Annotated in this window: 17 protein-coding genes and 1 pseudogene; 9 read left to right on the forward strand and 9 right to left on the reverse strand. The window is 66.7% G+C overall.

Translation table 11 applies throughout. From position 1 onward, the window contains the following. Position 1: 1 nt before the first annotated feature. The 5 genes from IU459_RS27375 (at position 2) to IU459_RS27395 (ending at position 4785) form a co-directional block, all read left to right on the forward strand. A complete protein-coding gene (locus tag IU459_RS27375) occupies positions 2-1606 on the forward strand; it encodes a glycoside hydrolase family 13 protein (RefSeq protein ID WP_440446533.1) in 1605 nt (534 codons plus the stop codon). A 104-nt stretch (positions 1607-1710) separates the two neighbouring features. Next, positions 1711-1989, forward strand: a complete 279-nt coding sequence (gene ctaJ, locus IU459_RS27380; RefSeq protein ID WP_195132457.1) for an aa3-type cytochrome oxidase subunit CtaJ — start codon at positions 1711-1713, stop codon at positions 1987-1989. Then, on the forward strand, positions 1976-2440 hold the full coding sequence (locus tag IU459_RS27385; protein ID WP_324199049.1) for a DUF5130 domain-containing protein: 465 nt from the start codon (positions 1976-1978) through the stop codon (positions 2438-2440). Before ctaJ ends, IU459_RS27385 begins: the two co-directional genes overlap by 14 nt. Before the next feature lie 211 nt (positions 2441-2651). Next, positions 2652-3806 carry an MFS transporter gene (locus IU459_RS27390; RefSeq protein ID WP_195132458.1) on the forward strand — a complete coding sequence of 385 codons (1155 nt, stop codon included), beginning with the start codon at positions 2652-2654 and terminating at the stop codon, positions 3804-3806. 112 nt (positions 3807-3918) lie between these two features. Further along, complete coding sequence (locus tag IU459_RS27395) at positions 3919-4785, forward strand: alpha/beta fold hydrolase (RefSeq protein WP_195132459.1); 867 nt, start codon at positions 3919-3921, stop codon at positions 4783-4785. 206 nt (positions 4786-4991) lie between these two features. On the opposite strand, the gene pepN is transcribed toward IU459_RS27395, so the two are convergent. Continuing rightward, on the reverse strand, positions 4992-7574 hold the full coding sequence (gene pepN / locus IU459_RS27400; RefSeq protein WP_195132460.1) for an aminopeptidase N: 2583 nt from the start codon (positions 7572-7574) through the stop codon (positions 4992-4994). Positions 7575-7783: 209 nt separating this feature from the next. Here pepN and IU459_RS27405 point away from each other — a divergent pair, with 209 nt between their 5' ends. Then, positions 7784-8620 carry a phosphoribosylaminoimidazolesuccinocarboxamide synthase gene (locus tag IU459_RS27405; protein WP_195132461.1) on the forward strand — a complete coding sequence of 279 codons (837 nt, stop codon included), beginning with the start codon at positions 7784-7786 and terminating at the stop codon, positions 8618-8620. A 62-nt stretch (positions 8621-8682) separates the two neighbouring features. Here IU459_RS27405 and IU459_RS27410 read toward each other — a convergent pair whose 3' ends face one another. From IU459_RS27410 to IU459_RS27420, 4 genes and pseudogenes are all read right to left on the reverse strand, one after another. Continuing rightward, on the reverse strand, positions 8683-9282 hold the full coding sequence (locus IU459_RS27410; RefSeq protein ID WP_228838606.1) for a DUF5753 domain-containing protein: 600 nt from the start codon (positions 9280-9282) through the stop codon (positions 8683-8685). Positions 9283-9336: 54 nt separating this feature from the next. After that, positions 9337-9531, reverse strand: a pseudogene (locus tag IU459_RS38755) (helix-turn-helix domain-containing protein); the annotation flags it as partial. Further along, entirely contained in the window at positions 9531-10064 is a 534-nt protein-coding gene (locus IU459_RS27415) for a DUF6879 family protein (protein WP_195132463.1), read from the reverse strand. The pseudogene IU459_RS38755 and the gene IU459_RS27415, both read right to left, overlap by 1 nt. Further along, positions 10042-10374 (reverse strand): hypothetical protein, encoded by a 333-nt coding sequence (locus IU459_RS27420; protein WP_195132464.1) that lies wholly within the window; start codon positions 10372-10374, stop codon positions 10042-10044. The genes IU459_RS27415 and IU459_RS27420 overlap by 23 nt, the downstream gene beginning before the upstream one ends. Before the next feature lie 219 nt (positions 10375-10593). Here IU459_RS27420 and IU459_RS27425 point away from each other — a divergent pair, with 219 nt between their 5' ends. Beyond that, entirely contained in the window at positions 10594-10812 is a 219-nt protein-coding gene (locus IU459_RS27425) for a hypothetical protein (RefSeq protein ID WP_195132465.1), read from the forward strand. Between the two features lie 207 nt (positions 10813-11019). After that, complete coding sequence (locus tag IU459_RS27430; RefSeq protein ID WP_195132466.1) at positions 11020-11499, forward strand: hypothetical protein; 480 nt, start codon at positions 11020-11022, stop codon at positions 11497-11499. 431 nt (positions 11500-11930) lie between these two features. Here IU459_RS27430 and IU459_RS27435 read toward each other — a convergent pair whose 3' ends face one another. The 4 genes from IU459_RS27435 to IU459_RS27450 form a co-directional block, all read right to left on the reverse strand. Continuing rightward, positions 11931-12413, reverse strand: coding sequence for an NUDIX domain-containing protein (locus tag IU459_RS27435; protein WP_195132467.1), 483 nt, complete (start codon positions 12411-12413; stop codon positions 11931-11933). Positions 12414-12786: 373 nt separating this feature from the next. Further along, positions 12787-14031: an RNA polymerase sigma factor gene (locus IU459_RS27440; RefSeq protein WP_195132468.1), complete on the reverse strand. Its 1245-nt coding sequence runs from the start codon at positions 14029-14031 to the stop codon at positions 12787-12789. Then, the gene (locus IU459_RS27445; protein WP_195132469.1) at positions 14028-14429 is read right to left on the reverse strand and encodes a YciI family protein; all 402 of its coding nucleotides are present in this window, start codon (positions 14427-14429) and stop codon (positions 14028-14030) included. Before IU459_RS27445 ends, IU459_RS27440 begins: the two co-directional genes overlap by 4 nt. 105 nt (positions 14430-14534) lie before the next feature. Continuing rightward, the gene (locus IU459_RS27450; RefSeq protein WP_195132470.1) at positions 14535-15770 is read right to left on the reverse strand and encodes an NAD(P)/FAD-dependent oxidoreductase; all 1236 of its coding nucleotides are present in this window, start codon (positions 15768-15770) and stop codon (positions 14535-14537) included. 177 nt (positions 15771-15947) lie between these two features. On the opposite strand from IU459_RS27450, the gene IU459_RS27455 reads away from it, so the two are divergent. Next, positions 15948-16589 (forward strand): mycothiol-dependent nitroreductase Rv2466c family protein, encoded by a 642-nt coding sequence (locus IU459_RS27455; protein ID WP_195132471.1) that lies wholly within the window; start codon positions 15948-15950, stop codon positions 16587-16589. Positions 16590-16735 lie beyond the last annotated feature (146 nt).

Consider the following 16735-nt stretch of genomic DNA (forward strand, 5'->3'; position numbering starts at 1 on the left):
TGTGAGTGATGCACCAGCCGTGACTGCCCCGGTGGATCGCGCCACCCAGCCGTGGTGGCGGTCGGCCGTGTTCTACCAGGTATATCCGAGATCCTTCGCGGATTCGAGCGGCGACGGGATCGGTGATCTCGGCGGAGTCCGGGACAAACTCGGTTACCTCGAACTGCTCGGCGTCGACGCGCTGTGGGTCTGTCCGGTGATGCGTTCCCCGATGGCCGACGGCGGCTACGACGTCGCCGATCCGCGCGACATCGACCAGCTCTTCGGCGGTCTCGCCGCGATGGACGCGCTGATCGCCGAGGCGCATGCCCGCCGGATCAAGGTGACCATGGACCTGGTGCCGAACCACACCAGTGATCAGCACCCGTGGTTCGGCGCGGCGCTGGCGGCGGGCCCCGGTAGCCGGGAACGCGAGCGGTACATCTTCCGCGACGGCCGCGGACCCGGCGGCGCCGAGCCGCCGAACAACTGGCCGAGCATCTTCGGCGGACCCGCCTGGACCAGGGTCACCGAGCCCGACGGCACGCCGGGCCAGTGGTACCTGCATATCTTCGCCCGCGAGCAACCGGACTTGAACTGGGCCGATCCCGAGGTCGCCGCCGATTTCGAGCAGACCCTGCGGTTCTGGCTCGACCGTGGCGTGGACGGGTTCCGGCTCGATGTGGCGCACGGCATGGCCAAACCCGACGGCCTGCCCGACATGCCCGAGCTCGCCGTCTCGGCCCTGCTCGCACACGACGACACCGACCCGCGCTTCAACAACCCCGCGGTCCACGAGATCCACCGCCGGATCCGCAAGGTAGTCGACGAGTATCCGGACGCGGTGACCATCGGCGAGGTGTGGGTGAACGACAACATCCGCTTCGGCGAGTACGTGCGCTCCGACGAACTGCACTTGGCGTTCAATTTCCGTCTCGCCGAGTCCGCGTTCGGCGCCGAGGCGGTGCGCGACGCCATCGACAACTCGCTCGCCGCCGTCGGGCCGGTCTTCGCCGTGCCCACTTGGACGCTGTCCAACCACGACATCGAGCGCGAGGTAACCCGGTACGGCGGCGGCGCGGTCGGCGTCGCGCGGGCGCGGGCGATGATCCTGCTGGAGCTCGCGCTGCCGGGCTCGGTGTTCATCTACAACGGCGCCGAGCTGGGACTGCCCAACGTGGACGACCTGCCGGACGAGGTGTTGCAAGATCCGGTATGGGAGCGCTCCGGGCATACCCAGCGTGGCCGCGACGGCTGCCGGGTGCCGCTGCCGTGGGAGGGCGCCGCGCCGCCGTTCGGGTTCACCACCGGCACGCCCTGGCTGCCGATTCCCTCAGAGTGGGCGGGGCTGACGGTAGAAGCGCAGCTGGAAGAGCTCGGCTCCACCCTGTCGCTGTACCGCATGGCGATCGAACTGCGCCGGCTGCGGCCAGAGTTCGCCGGGGACCGGATCGAGTGGTACGGCAGCCCGCCGGGCTGTCTGGCGTTCCGGCGGCCCGGTGGACTGGTCTGCGTGCTCAACGCCTCGAACGCGCCGATCCAGCTGCCGCCCGGGGATGTGCTGCTGGCCAGCGCCCCGTCCGACGGCGGACAGCTGCCGCCGAACGCGACGGCCTGGTTGGTCTGAGAACGACCAAAAAGCCCAGGTCGCGGCAGGGCGGCAGGGACGCGGACAGGCGAACGGCTCGACCGGACGAAGAACTACTACACACGATCGTCTACCTTTGACCCGTGAGCATTCTCGAGACAGTGCTGATCTTCGCCGGCATTCCGCTGGTGATCTACGGCGTCATAGCCGGGTTGTCGTTTCTCGGTAAGCCACTGCCTGGCGAGAAGCCGGTCCACTTCGCCCTCGGCCAGAAGTGGACCCAGTCGCCGGTGCTGTGGAGTGCTACCGACGAGGTGACCGTCCCGGGTCACCACATCGCAGAGACCTCGCATGGACACCATGCGGCCATCGAGGCCACCGAGGTGGAGCTGATCGGAGGACGGGCAAGTGGCAGGTTCTAAGTGGCCCGCGGTGGTCGAAGCCGATCTTCCGCACGGATACGCGCTCACCAGTAGCGGGCGCGTCTCCGGCGTGCACGAGGCGGGTGACGTGTTCAAGGAGGCGCCGTTCAACGATCACGAGCGGCTCACGATGGACAACGTGCTCACCGAGGCGACCCGCGCGACCAAGGTGCGCTTCAACGTCTACATCGGCGATCTGGGCCAGGACCCGGCCGCGGGCGCGGACGCGATCTTCCCCGACACACCGGAGGCGGCGCGCTCGGTGCTCATCGCGGTCTCGCCCAACGACAAGGCGATCGAGGTGCGCGCGGGCCGCGATGTCGCCGACCGCGCGAACGATCGCGTCTGCCAGCTCGGCGTCACCGCGGCGCTGAGTTCGTTCCGGCAGGGCCAGCTGATCGACGGCCTGGTCTCGGCGGTCCGCGTGATGGCAGCGGCCATCGGTCGCTGATTCATCCGGTACAGCGCATTCCGGCGCGCTCACCCGTTTTCGGGTGGGCGCGCCGTCGTTTTTCGGGCGGCGATTCCGCGTGGTGATGTTGCCGGGCGGCGCTGACGATATTCCCGGATTTTAACCATCTATCTCACATTGACAGGTTAGATCTAGCGGAGCCACTCTTAACCACTGAAATATATTTGAGCGGTTAGAGGATGTGGTTGGCATGCGGCGTGAACGGATTGCCTGGGCCGGCCTGGCGGCTATGACGGTGTCGTTCGGGCTGAACTTCTCCATGGGCGTGTTCTTCGTGCCCGCGGCCGCCTCGTACGGGGTGAATGCGACGGCATTGGCCGTCGCCGCAGCTCTCGCCACCATGGCGACGGGGCTGGCGCAGCCGTTCGTCGGCGGCCTGCTGGACCGGGCCGGGGCGAAGCGAGTGCTGACCGGAGGTCTGACGTTGCTCTCGGCGAGCTATCTTGTGCTCGCGGCGGTCCGCACGACCTGGGAATTCGTCACCGTCTACATCCTTCTCGGTGGGATCGGGTTCGCGTCGTCGTCCACGCTCGCGGTCACCACGCTGATCGGGCGGGCGCTCGGAAATCAGGTCGGTCCGGCGCTCACAAGGGCCGCGGTGGGAATCAATCTGGGGCAGCTGATCACGCCATGGGTTGCCACGGCGCTGTTCGAGCCGGTCGGAGTTCGGGTCACCTTTGCACTGCTCGGCGGCGCGGGCTTGGTGGTCACCGGTGTGCTGTGGTGGGTGCTGCCCGCCGATCATGTCGTCGGCGTCGCCCGCCGAGCCGAGTCATTGGCCGGTCGAGGGCGAGTGCTGATCTCCTTCGGTTTGCATTCGGCGACCCTCTACGTGGTTGTCCTGTTGCTGCCCGAACATGCGGTCGAGACCGGCTGGTCGATCGTCGAGGCCGGTCGCCTGGTGGCCGTCGCGGCAGTGGCGGCGGGACTGATGTCGGCGGTCATGGCGCGACTGCAGCGCTGGTATCGACCCGAGGCCTTGGTGCAGATCCTGTATGGGATGCGGACAGTCGCGCTCGCCCTTGCCGTGTGCCTTCCCGGGCCCAGCGTAACCATCGCGGTTGCGGTCGTGTTCGGCGCGGCCTCGTTTCCGGTCATTCCGTTGACCATGGCGATCATCTCCCGCGGCCTCGACCCCGCCCGGATGGGCCGGACCTTGGCACCGGCGTGGGTGATCCATCAGCTCGCCGCGGCCGCCGGCTTGGCGGTCGCCGGTGCGATTCACGCCCGAACCGACAGCTATCGAGGCTATTTCGCACTCGGCATGGCCTTCAGTATCGCCGCGGCGCTACTGGTCGGCCCAGTGCGCAAACCCCGAACCGAACTCGTCACCAGCACGGCCTGATTCGGGCCCCGGCACCGGTCTGATCCGTGCTTCTGCCACACCACCTCGTCGAGGTCATCGCCGACCTGCGACCGAACGCAAGTGTCCCATCAACACAACAAGGAGAATCACCATGAACGCCGTACGTCACAACACCGTCGAGATCCAGGGCCTGCCGGTCTTCTACCGCGAGGCGGGAGATCCGAGCAAGCCGACACTCGTCCTGCTGCACGGCTTTCCGACCAGTTCGGCGATGTTCCGCAATCTGCTGCCGGAACTGGCCGCGGACTATCATCTGATCGCACCGGACCATATCGGTTTCGGGCAGTCGGCCATGCCGTCCGTGCTCGCCTTCGACTACAGCTTCGAGAAGCTCACCGAGATCACATCGGAACTGTTGGATACCTTGGGCATTCAGCGGTTCGCGCTCTACATTCAGGATTACGGTGCGCCGATCGGGCTGCGCATCGCCTCCCGGAATCCGGACCGCGTCACCGCGATCATCACCCAGAGTGGCAACGCCTACCTGGAGGGCTTCACCCCGTTCTGGGAGGTGCTGTTCGCACACGCCAACGACCGTGCGGCACACGAGCCCGAGGTGCGCAAGCTGCTCGAACTCGACGCCACGAAATGGCAGTACACGCACGGCGTTCCGGCCGACCGGCTGGCGCAGGTCAGCCCCGACACCTGGACCTTGGATCAGCACTACCTCGATCGGCCGGGCAACAAGGAGATTCAGCTCCAGCTCTTCGCCGACTACAAGCTGAACCTCGACCGCTACCCGGAATTCCAGAAGTACTTCGCCGAGCACCGGCCCCCGGTCCTGATCACCTGGGGTGAGCACGACGAGATCTTCGGCGCCGACGGCGCCCGCGCCTACCTGCGTGATCTGCCGGACGCCGAATTGCACCTGCTGGATACGGGCCACTTCGCGCTGGAAACGCACGGCACCGAGATCGCCGCACTGATCCGCGGCTTCCTCGCCCGCGAACTCGGCTGACCCGGCGCAGCTCGGGCCGGACTGACATCGCGCCGGGTCGGAACCGCACCGGGTGCACAGTGCCGGCAGGGCATGCTCACCATGATGAATGAGCATGCCCTGCTTCGGCTGTCCGACTCGTCGAGCCGGAGGATCGATCGGCCGTCCGTCGGCTCCCGGCGTCCGCCGGGATGACGGAGGGCGCCGGGATGACGGAGGGCGCCGGTTCAGTCCCGAGCGTCGAAGGCGCGGGCGCGCAGGGACCGTTCGATGCCTGCCTTGCCCTCGCTGACCAGGCGGCGCAGGGCGGGTGGGTGGTCACCGGCGAGGAACTTGTCGGCGACGGACACCGCGTCCTCGCTGATCGCCCAGTGCGGGTAGAGGCCGACCACAACGGTCTGGGCGACCTCGCTGGAGCGGCGCTCCCAGACGCTGGGGATCTCCGCGAAGTACCGCTCCACGTAGGGGGTGAGCAGGTCACCCTGTCCGGCCGGCGCGAATCCGCCGACGATCGAGCGGGCGGTGACGTTGGGCACCGAATCGTCGCGCATCACGGTGGTCCACGCCTGTTCCTTCACCTCGGCGATCGGCCGGGCCGTCGCGGCCGCGGCCGCTTGGCGCTTGCCCGCCGCGGTGGGGTCGCCCGCCAGCTCCTGGTCGATGACGGGTGTTTCCAGCCCATCGGCATCGATCTCGCCCGCGGCCGCGAGCGCGGACACGAGCCGCCAGCGCAGGTCGGTGTCGACCACGAGTCCGGCCAGTCCGACCTTCGCCGGGTCGCCGTCGAGCAGCTCGCGCAACACCTCGGTGTGCCAATCCGACAGCTTCGCGCCGGTCAGCGCGTTGACGAAGGCCAGCTGATGATCCGAGCCCGATTCGGCTTCGCGAGCCAGCTCCAGGAGCCGGTTCGCGTAGTCCGGCCAGCCGGTGGCATCGGCCCAGGCCGGGTCGGCGTAGCTGCCGAGCGTGAGGTTGGCCTGCATCAGAAGTCGTTGCACCACACCGATTTCGGTCTCGGCGCCGACTCCGCGCTGGACCAGCGCGACGAAATCGCGGGCGCGGAACTCGGCTTGGCGAGTCATCTCCCAGGCCGCCGACCAGGCCAGTGTGCGCGGCAGCGGCTCGGCGATGTCGGCGATGCGGTTGACCAGCACGTCGAGCGAGCCGGCGTCCAGCCGGATCGAGCAGTAGGTGAGATCGTCGTCGTTGACCAGCACGAACTGGCCGCGCGGCACGCCGACCAGCTCGGGGACCTCGGTGCGCTCGGCGGCGTCGAGGTCGAGCTCGACGCGCTTGGTGCGCACCAGCTTTCCGTCCTGATCGTCGTAGACGCCGATGGCCAGCCGGTGCACGCGCCGCTCGCCCGCGCCCGGCTGGGCGCCCTCCTGGACCACGGCGAACGAGCTGAACCTGCCCTCGGCGTCCACCTCGAAGTCGGGGCGCAGGATGTTCAGGCCCGTGGTCTTCAGCCACTGCGCGCCCCAGGTGGACAGATCCCGCCCGGACGACTTCTCCAGCGCCGCCAGCAGATCGTCGAACGTGGCGTTGCCGTAGGCGTGCTCGGCGAAGTACGCGCGCAGTCCCGCCAGGAACGGCTCCAAACCCACATAAGCGACCAGCTGCTTCAGGACACTGGCGCCTTTGGCGTAGGTGATGCCGTCGAAGTTCACCTCGACGGCAGCGAGATCCGGGATGTCCGCGGCGATGGGGTGGGTGGAGGGCAGCTGGTCCTGCCGGTAGGCCCAGGACTTCTCGACGTTCGCGAAGGTAGTCCACGCGTTGGCGTACTCGGTGGCCTCGGACTGGCACAGCACCGAGGCGAAGGTGGCGAAGGACTCGTTCAGCCACAGGTCGTCCCACCACTTCATGGTGACCAGGTCGCCGAACCACATGTGCGCCATCTCGTGCAGCACGGTCTCCGCGCGACGCTCGTAGGACGCGCGGGTCACCTTGGAGCGGAAGACGTAGTCTTCCAGGAAGGTCACCGCGCCCGCGTTCTCCATGGCGCCGGCGTTGAACTCCGGCACGAACAGCTGGTCGTACTTGCCGAACGCGTAGGGGACGCCGAAATTGCCGTGATAGAAGCCGAAGCCCTGTTTGGTCTCGGTGAACAGCCGCTCGGCGTCCATGTACTCGGCCAGCGAGGCGCGGCAGTAGAGACCGAGCGGGATGCTGCCGTGCTCGTCGGTGTAGACGTCGGTCCACCGCGCGTACGGGCCGGCGATGAGCGCGACGAGGTAGGTGCTCATCCTCGGGGTGGTGCGGAAGACGTGCTTGCCCGGGTCCGCCGCGAGCGTTTCCACGACCGCGCTGTTGGACACGACCTGCCAGTCCGCGGGCGCGGTGACGGCGAGGTCGAAGCTGGCCTTCAGATCGGGCTGGTCGAAGCAGGCGAACATCCGCTTGGCATCGGCGGTTTCGAACTGCGAGTACAGGTATACGGCGTCGTCGGTGGGGTCGACGAACCGGTGCAGGCCCTCGCCGGTGTTCGAATATTCGCAGTCGGCCTCCACCACCAGCTCGTTGCGCTCAGCCAGATCGTTCAGCGCGATCCCGATCGACTCGTCATAGCCGGAGACGTCCAGTGCGGCGCCGTTGAGCACCGCCGAGCGCACACCGCGCGCGACGATATCGACGAACGTGCTCGCGCCCGGCGTCGCGGTGAACGTGACGGTGCTGCGGGAGAAGAAGGTCTGCTCGCCAGGTTTGCCCGTCCCATCGGTCAGGTCCAGCTCGATGCGATAGTTCTCGACCGACACCGTCGAGGCTCGTTCGATCGCCTGTTCACGAGTGAGGTTGGGTGCGGACATAAGGCTCCTTCGTAGTCGAAGAACTGGCACGTGCGCCACCAACAATGCCACCTCGCAGCGGTGTGCCGCGCGGGACTTTCCGGACCGACCCGGGCGAGCCGGGGCGTCACGGTCGGCGGACGCGGACGGCGTGCCGGGCCTGCTCCAGGGCCGGCGGTATTGTGCCTGGTGCAGGGCAGGTTCACCATCACGGATTCGGAGGCTCGACGTTGAAGCATGTGCACGCCGGGAAGGTGCGTGACCTGTACGAGGACGGCGACACGCTGGTGCTGGTCGCCTCCGATCGGGTGTCGGTGTACGACGTGGTGCTTCCGACGCCGATCCCGGACAAGGGCGCGTTGCTGACGCAGCTGTCGAACTGGTGGTTCGAGTACTTCACCGACGTGCCCAACCACGTGGTCTCCGCCACCGACGTGCCCGCCGAGTTCGCCGGCCGCGGCATCCGGGTCAAGCCGCTGAAGATGGTGCAGGTGGAATGCATCGCCCGCGGCTACCTGACCGGGTCCGGTCTCGCGGAATACCGGCGGACGGGCACGGTGTCCGGGGTGGCGCTGCCTGCGGGGCTGCGCGAGGGCGACAAGCTGCCCGAGCCGATCTTCACGCCGACCACCAAAGCGTCCGAGGGGCACGACGAGTCGATCACCTTCGCCGACGTGGTGAACCAGGAGGGCCGCGAGGTCGCCGACCGGCTGCGCGAGCTGACTCTGCACATCTACACCCGCGGTGCGGAACATGCCGCCGAACGCGGCGTCATCGTCGCCGACACCAAGGTCGAGTTCGGCTGGGACGGCGACGTCCTCACCCTCGGCGACGAGGTGCTCACCTCGGATTCCTCGCGTTTCTGGCCCGCCGCCGAATGGGAACCGGGCCGGGTGCAACGCTCGTTCGACAAGCAGTTCGTCCGCGACTGGGCCACCTCGACCGGCTGGGACAAGGAACCGCCCGGCCCGGAGATCCCCGCCGACGTGGTTGCGGCTACCCGCCAGAAATACGTGGAGGCATATGAGCTCATCACCGGCCGGAGCTGGACGGGCGTGCCGCGATAGCCCGAAATCGAGTAGGTAGGTCGTAACAATTCCAGCAGGCCGGGGCGCAGTGCCCCGGCTCATCATTCCTTCGGCCGTGCGCGACGCTTGTCGAGTGCTGCCCTGATCAGATTCCGCGCAGCTTCGCCAGTGACCGACTGCCGGGCAAGGGTATCGAATGCCCGTCCGTAGAGGGCGATCTCCCGGGGCTGGGTAATAGTCAGTTCTGCCGTATGACCCTCGACTTTGATCAAACGGTTGTCGAACATCATGAAGTTCTCCACCGATACGATGACTTCAGCGGTGAGAGGGACGATTCCCAACGTGACTCTCGGCATTCCGATTATCGAGAGCAGCCTGTCTAGTTGTCCGATCATGACAGCGTCATTGCCAACCGTACCGTACAGCGATTTTTCGCTGATCAGGAAATGAAATCGGTGCCCGCGCTTATAGAGTATTTGCTGCCGCTCCATACGTTTCGACACGCCGATGTCCAAGTCATCTGGAAGGTTGTAGAACTGGATGACGCTTCGAAGCTTGGCTTCGGCGTATTCGGCAGTCTGAAGCAGCCCAGGAATTACCTGCGGCTCGTAGTTTCGTATGAACTCGGCGGCGGCCTCGTTTTTCATGACGAGCTGCTGAGCACGTTTGATTCCTGCGCCGAGTACCCGTCGCCACTCCATGTATGCAGCGTCGATGTTGTGCAGACTCGCTAGGAGTTCCGGCAACTCGTCCTCGGCATTGCAAAGCCGACAATATGCACGCACGTCGTCGGGTGAAGGTGTGGCCTTACCGTGCTCTATTCGGCTTATCTTCGACTCGTGTACGCCGAGATGAGCGGCAAGCTCCCGGCCTGAGATTCCCGAATCCTTTCGGAGTTCTCGCAGTCTCAGGCCGAAAGCCTCTCTTGCCTCCTGAACTGAATTCGTCACTACCGAGCGTTCGCTGAGTTGGCGTAGTAATCCTGGTAAGGTGTCGCAAACGGCCAGAGCTTATTCCTGACCTCTCGGCAGTATTCGACAATTCCCGGATCGGTTGTCGTCCCGGTCCCGGCCGGTCTTCCGTCCGGGTGTGCAATATTGAAGGCTACCAATTCGTCATCGAACAACCACCAATCGTCACTCGGTACGATCTCGGGGTCTACCGAATGACGCGGGACATATCGAATGTCTTCGCCGGCCTCAACGTTTTCACCTGTGACCGAAAGCAGCCAACGCTGATACCCGGTGTGCGGCACAGTGACCACACGAATGCGACTGACCGTTACACCTCGGCCGGTCATGTCCCGGATGAGTCCGAGCCAATCGCTTTTGTCGTACTCCGGCGGCGGTTCACCGTTCAGGAACCGCCGCAGTGCCTCCGATTCAGCAGGTTCGGCGTAGGAGTCGCGAACCTCCATATGGAAGGCCGAATGTCGGCACTCGTGGAACGGATGAACCCAGTCATCGACTCCGCGAAACTCCACCGTAGTAAGTCCTCTCTGCCTTCGGAACCTCGATAGCGGTTTCGTAGGTCTCCATGGTCATCTGATCCAGCGTCTCACGGTCTGTGATCGGGCGACCGGACACGAGGAAGGTGCCCCTGCCTGTGTCTTCGAGTCGAGCCTCGATGAACGTATCCGGCTCCAGGTAGCCGAGAAGCAGGTGAGGGATCTCCACCCTGCCGGACTGGTCGGTAGTCCATCCGATGATCGCGTAATTGCCCTGGTCAGTAACGAACAAGGTGGGGCATCCGTTCCTGTCGGACCCCCCGCTTCCGAGGAAATGCAAGAGCATGATCGGCTCTCCCGTCTAGCGGCTTGCGCCTGCTTGCAATGACATTGCCTATTGTTCCGTTGCTTTGCTGCAGATGTGGACGGATTCAGTAGTTTCTGCAAGTATCCGCAAGTTGATAGACCGGTCTGGTTGCCGCTTCGTAGCGTCGGAGTCGGCCCCCGTGACATGTGACGCCCAACCGGTCACGGGGTGCCTACCAACTGCCTACGAGGGGTCGCGATGGACAGACACACGAGGGTGTTCGTGTTCGACGGCGGACTGTTGGAGGTCGCCGACTGCGAAGACGCCTACGACGACGGCTTTGTGTATCTGGAGTTGCGTACTCTGCCGCGACGGGTTCCGGGTGCTGACGAGATAGATCCGCCGGGTAGCCCGTTCGAGCCTGCCGATGCCGAACTGTGCGGGCGTGTGCTGCGACTGCTGCGAGACCTGCCGTGATCACGTTCGGATGGTTCATCGCGATCGGGGTTCCGCTGGCGGTGTTCGCCGCAGCGGTGTTCTGGCCTGAGCGGATACCGAAGGACCGGACCGTCAGGGGAATCCGCGAACGGATCGAACGCGAGGACACGGGCCGGATGAAGCCCGATGGGTCACGAGAGTGCTGATCGGCTCCCGGCTGATCAGGCTGTTTGAAATGGGGAAACGTTGCAGTACACCATTTCTCGGCTCTGCGCTATCGTTGCGGCGCTGGGTGCGATGCTGATTTCCGGCGCAGGCAGCACCATCGCGAACGCCGGTCCCAGCGGGCCGCTGGCGATCGATGTGCGAAGGCAGCTGTGTGGCAACGGATTCATCTTCTCAAAGCCGACGATCGTACCGCCGGAGGTTTATGCAGATGCATGGGCGAAATGCGACATGCCCCGCGAAGGCGACCCTGGTCTCACGCGTGACTACTACCTGAGCTTGCAGCGGCTCGGTAACTCGGGCCGGTGGGAATCCGTTGGCCAGGACGTACGAACCAGGCTGGTGCCGTGGTCGCGTCAGACCTACACCGCAACTGCTCCGTGCGTGCCGGGGAAGTGGCGTATGTACGCCCAGGTAGTGGGTACGATCCAGGGCAGGCCATACGGCCCGATCGAGACCGTATCCGGTGCGCGAGATGTTTCGGCCGACGACTGCAAATAGGCGGATGACATGCGATTGCCGAATGGACGGCGGTACGCCGACTACGACGGGCCGGTTACCATGCGCGATCACCTGACCGGCCTGTGGAGGGCGGCAACGCGACCACGACCCCGGCGATGGGTGAACCCGCGCTACACGGGTGCGGGCCACATGCTGCTTCGCGAGATGGGAAGGTGGACAGTGCGGCCCATGATCGGGTGGCGATCACGGCGATGGGTCAGCAAGCCGACTTACGCAACCCGGGCCACCCCCCGCAACGATCTCGAGGCAGCCCGGAACTGGATGGTCGCGTCTCTCGGAATCTGACGGAAACAAGCTCGTACGGCCATACAACCGTGACCGTCGTGCCCGGTTTTGGCGTGGCGAGTTTGCGGTCACCAGCATAGATTCTGAAGCATGCGCACGCCGGGAAGGCTGGGCGTAGCGGCCGGTCAGCCCGCCAAGTGCTCGGTCAGCCGGTCCAGATAGGGCCGCTGGCCCGCCACCAGCTTGTTCCGCGCGGTTGCCGGATCGAACCACTCGGCGCGGTCGATCTCCGGGAACTCCACCAACCGGCCCGACCGCGGCGGCCACTCCAGCTGGAAGGTTCCCGGCACGACGTCGGCGGGGTCCACGTCGCCCTCGAGAGCCCAGGCGGTGAGGATCTTCTTTCCCTTGCCGCTGCCGTAGCGCACCTCGCCCAGCGGTACCCACGCGCCATCGGGAACCGGGAGACCGAGCTCTTCGGTGAACTCGCGACCCGCCGCGACGCGCGCGTCCTCCGTCTCCGGCTCGTACTCGCCCTTGGGAATCGACCACGCGCCCAGGTCTTTTCGCGCCCAGAACGGCCCGCCCATGTGCCCGAGCAAAACTTCGACCGCACCGGCCGCACTTCGGCGAAACAGCAGGACGCCCGCACTGTGTTTTTCTGCCACACCGCGTAGTCTGCCCCGGCCGCACCCGGCTACCTGTCCCAGCCCGCTCGTGTCGGAAGCCGCGGCACCGCCAGCCCGTGCGGTCGATCGAATACAGCCCGAAACGGCAAGCCGTGCGTACTGCCGCTCCGCTGCACCTAACGACGTCGGCGCGACTCCGAGTATCGAGTGGAGCGAGATCGCGCACTGCTCGTGCGCGGCACGGCCCGCGTCCGAGGGGCCACGCCGAAGTCGTGGGGGCGGTCGGTGACTCGATCGCCCGTAGAGACCGCAGCGGATACCGCGCCACGCATGCGGATCGGTCCGACTCCCGGTCTCGAGCGCAGCGAGATCGAGCCTCGCCGCGAACACGCAGCGCCGCAGGCGCTGCAAATCAGACAGAGCGCAGACGGGCGGCGCGGATGGTCAGGTAGTCGCGTTCTGGGATGCTGGTCGTGCGAGCGGCGGCACTCGTGTAGTAGGTGATCGCGGCGGCGATATCGCCTGCCATCTCATGCAGATGACCGCGCACCGCGTCGAGGCGGTGTGTGCCGGTGAGTCGGCCGTCGAGTGTCGCGGCGAGGGCGAGACCGGCTTCGGGCCCCGACACCATCGCCGTCGCCACCGCCCGGTTGAGGGTCACCATCGGGTTGTCGGTGAACTGCTCGAGCCGGTTGTACAGTGCCGAGATCTTGGCCCAGTCGGTGTCCTCGGCGCATGCGGCCTGGGCGTGCAGAACGGCGATGGCGGCCTGGATCTGGTACGGCCCGCGCAGGCCGCCGGCGAGCGTGCCGGTGACCAGCGTGGTTCCCTCGGTGATCAAGGCCCGATTCCACCGCGCGCGGCTCTGTTCGGCCAGCGGAATGAGCTCGCCGTGCGCGCCGATGCGAGCGGCGCGGCGAGCATCGGTGAGCAGCATCAGCGCGAGCAACCCGGTGACCTCCGGATCGTCGGGCAGCAGCCGGTGCACCGCCCTGGCGAGCCGGATCGCCTCGTCGGCCAGATCCGTGCGTTGCAGAGTCGGCCCCGAGCTGCTGGTGTGTCCCTCGTTGAAGATCAGGTACAGGACGTGCAGGACCGCGCCGAGGCGCTCGCGCCACTGCTCGTCATCGAGCCGCGCGAAAGGCCGCTCCACGGTGGCCAGTTTCTTCTTCGCCCGCGTGATCCGTTGGGCCATAGTCGCTTCCGGCAGCAGGAAGGCGCGCGCGATCTGTTCGGTGCCGAGCCCGCCGACCGCGCGCAACGTGAGCGCGATGGCGGCGGCCGGGGACAGGGCCGGGTGGCAGCACAGGAATAGCATGGTGAGCGTGTCGTCGTGGTCGACCGGGACGGCGTCGGTCACCTCACGGTCGAACGCGGTGGTTTCCCTGCGCCGCCGGGCCACCTCCGTGCGCACCGCGTCGGCCATCCGCCGCTGCGCCACCTGGGTCAGCCAGGCGCGTGGATTATCCGGGAGGCCTTGTCCAGCCCACTGCGTCGCGGCCGCCAGCAGAGCTTCTTGCAGTGCGTCCTCGGCGGTGTCGAAATCACCGAACCGGCGGACGAGCGTTCCGAGGACCTGCGGCGCCAGTGTGCGCAGCAGGTCCTCGGTGCTCGCCGGGAGCGGTGTGTCGTCGGGCACCGCACGCCGGTCGCTCACTGCTCGGTGGCGGGGGCGCCCATCACCGCGCGAACTTCGATGTACTCGCCAATCGGTTTACCGCCGGGGCCGGGTGCGGCGGAGGCCTGCGCGGCGATCTCGTAGGCCCGTTCGGGGCTGTCCACGTCGACGAGCCAGTACCCGGCCAGGAACTCCTTGGTCTCCGGAAACGGTCCGTCGGTGATCACCGGCGCCGACCGCCCGTCCGAACTGACCACCCTCGCCTCGCTCGGTCCGGCCAATCCCTGCGCGTCCACCAGCTCGCCCGACTCGGCGAGCTGCGCACCCAGCGCGCGCTGGAAGTCTATGTGCGCCTGGATCTCTTCCGGCGACCATTCGTTGACCGGTGTGTCGCAGAAGCTTGTGGGTCCGTAGGTCTTCAACAGCATGTACTTCATGGTTCGTTTCCTCTCCTCCGGCGCCGGCCGCGTCCCGCGGCCTGTGGCGTCCCGATGAGGTCGGAGCCCTGCACACGGATTCGACACATCTTTGAGTGATTCACGTCACAGTGGTTTCTCGGTGTCCGCCAGCTGGTCCGGGTCGACCGGCTCACCCGCCAGGATCAGTTCCTTGATCCGGTCGGTCACATCCCAGACGTTCACGTTCATCCCGGCTAGCACGCGGTTGTCCGAATCCAGCCAGAACGCCACGAATTCGCGGGCCGCCAGATCGCCGCGCACGACGACCCTGGCGTACTCGCCCGGTGCCGCGTATCCGGTGTACTCCATGCCGAGGTCGTATTGATCGGTGAAGAAGTAGGGCAGCCGGTCGTAGGAAACCTCTTTGCCGAGCATGGTCGCGGCGGCGACCGCAGGCTGGTTGAGCGCGTTCGCCCAGTGCTCCACTCGGATCCGCCGGTCCAGGACGGGATGCCGGTGTGCGGCGATGTCGCCGACCGCGACGATGTCCGGATCGCTGGTGACCAAGCGCTCGTCGACGAGCACGCCGTCGCCCACCGCGAGCCCGGCGTCGGCGGCCAGCTCCACGTTCGGGCGCGCACCGACGGCGACCAGCACCGCGTCGGCCTCGATCGTGCTGCCGTCGGCGAGCCGGACACCGTTGGCGATCGCGGTGGCGATGGCATCCTCGGTGGTGATCGCCTCGACCTGCGCGCCGAAACGGAAATCGACGCCGTTGGCCCGGTGTAGATCGGCGAACACCTGGCCCATCTCCGGTCCGAGCGCCGCCCGCAGTGGCAGGTCCCCGAGCTCGACGATGGTCACCTCGACGTCCGCGGCGCGGGCCGCCGCCGCGACCTCGAGACCGATCCAGCCCGCCCCGATGATGACGATCCGGCGGGTGGCCCCGCTGAACAGTTCGATCAGCGTGTCGGAGTCCTCGATGGTGCGCAGTGTGTACACGTTGGGCGCGTCGGCGCCTGGAATGGACAGGGTGCGCGGCGTCGAGCCGGTGGCGAGCGCGAGCTTGTCGTAGGGCAGCGTGGAGCCGTCGGGCAGGGTGACCGTCTTCGCCGCGGCGTCGAGCCCGGTGACCGTGGTACCCAGACGCACATCGACGTGGTGGTCGCGGTACCACTGGGCGGGCTGCACGATGAACTCGGTGAATGCCTTCTTGCCCGCGAGATGCTCCTTCGACAGCGGCGGCCGGTCGTAGGGCAGGTGTTCCTCGGCGCCGATCAGCGTCACGGTTCCGTCGAAGTCCTTGTCCCGCAATGCTTCCGCGACCTTGGCCGCGGCCAGGCCGCCGCCGACGATGACGAAATGCCGGTCAGAACTCATCGCGGACTCCTCCTCCGAAGGGAACCAGGCTCCTGCCGACCAACCCTACTGGCAGCCGCCTGGGCGGCTCGGGAAAACGGCGCTCCGGACGGGAACGAATCGCCCGCCGGTGTGGTTGCTCGGTAAGGCGGCCTGCTGTGCGCCGCCCGTGAGCATGCGATCGAGAGGAAGCCGCCCGTGACCGACAAAGCCACCAAGGACGTCGCCGATTTCTGGTTCGACCCGCTGTGCCCCTGGTGTTGGATCACCTCCCGCTGGATCCTCGAGGTCGAGCAGGTCAGGGACATCGAAGTGCGATTCCACGTGATGAGCCTCTCGGTGCTGAACGAGGGCAAGGACGTCCCCCCGCAGTACCAGGAACTGCTCGACACGGGCTGGGGACCGGTCCGTGTCGCGATCGCCGCCGCGCAGGAGCACGGTGACAAGGTGCTGGCGCCGCTGTACACCGCGATGGGCACGCGTATTCACAACCGGCGCGCGGAGTACGAACGCGAGAGCCGCAAGGAGACGCTCGCCGCGGTGATCGCCGACTCGCTCGCCGAGGTCGGCCTGCCCGCCGAACTGGCCGCGGCCGCCGAGAGCACCGAGTACGACGAGGCGTTGCGCACGAGCCACCACAAGGGCATGGACAAGGTGGGACCGGACGTCGGGACCCCGACCATCCACATCAACGGGACGGCGTTCTTCGGCCCGGTCCTGTCCCGCATTCCGCGCGGTGAGGAAGCGGGCAAGGTGTGGGACGGCGCCGTGGCGCTGGCGTCCTACCCGCACTTCTTCGAGTTGAAGCGGACGCGAACCGAGGATCCGTCGTTCGACTGAGCACCGAACGGCGAGTGCCCCTGCGGCACTCGCCCCGGTCACAGTATGGATTCCGGCGGGCTCGCCGGCGCCGCACGTCGCGGAGCCGGATTGCCGCCAGGTGGCGCACCCGGCGCAGTCACAGCGCTGACTTGGGCGGATTCGCC

The sequence above is a fragment of the Nocardia amamiensis genome (assembly GCF_015477605.1).
GTDB lineage: Bacteria > Actinomycetota > Actinomycetes > Mycobacteriales > Mycobacteriaceae > Nocardia > Nocardia amamiensis_A.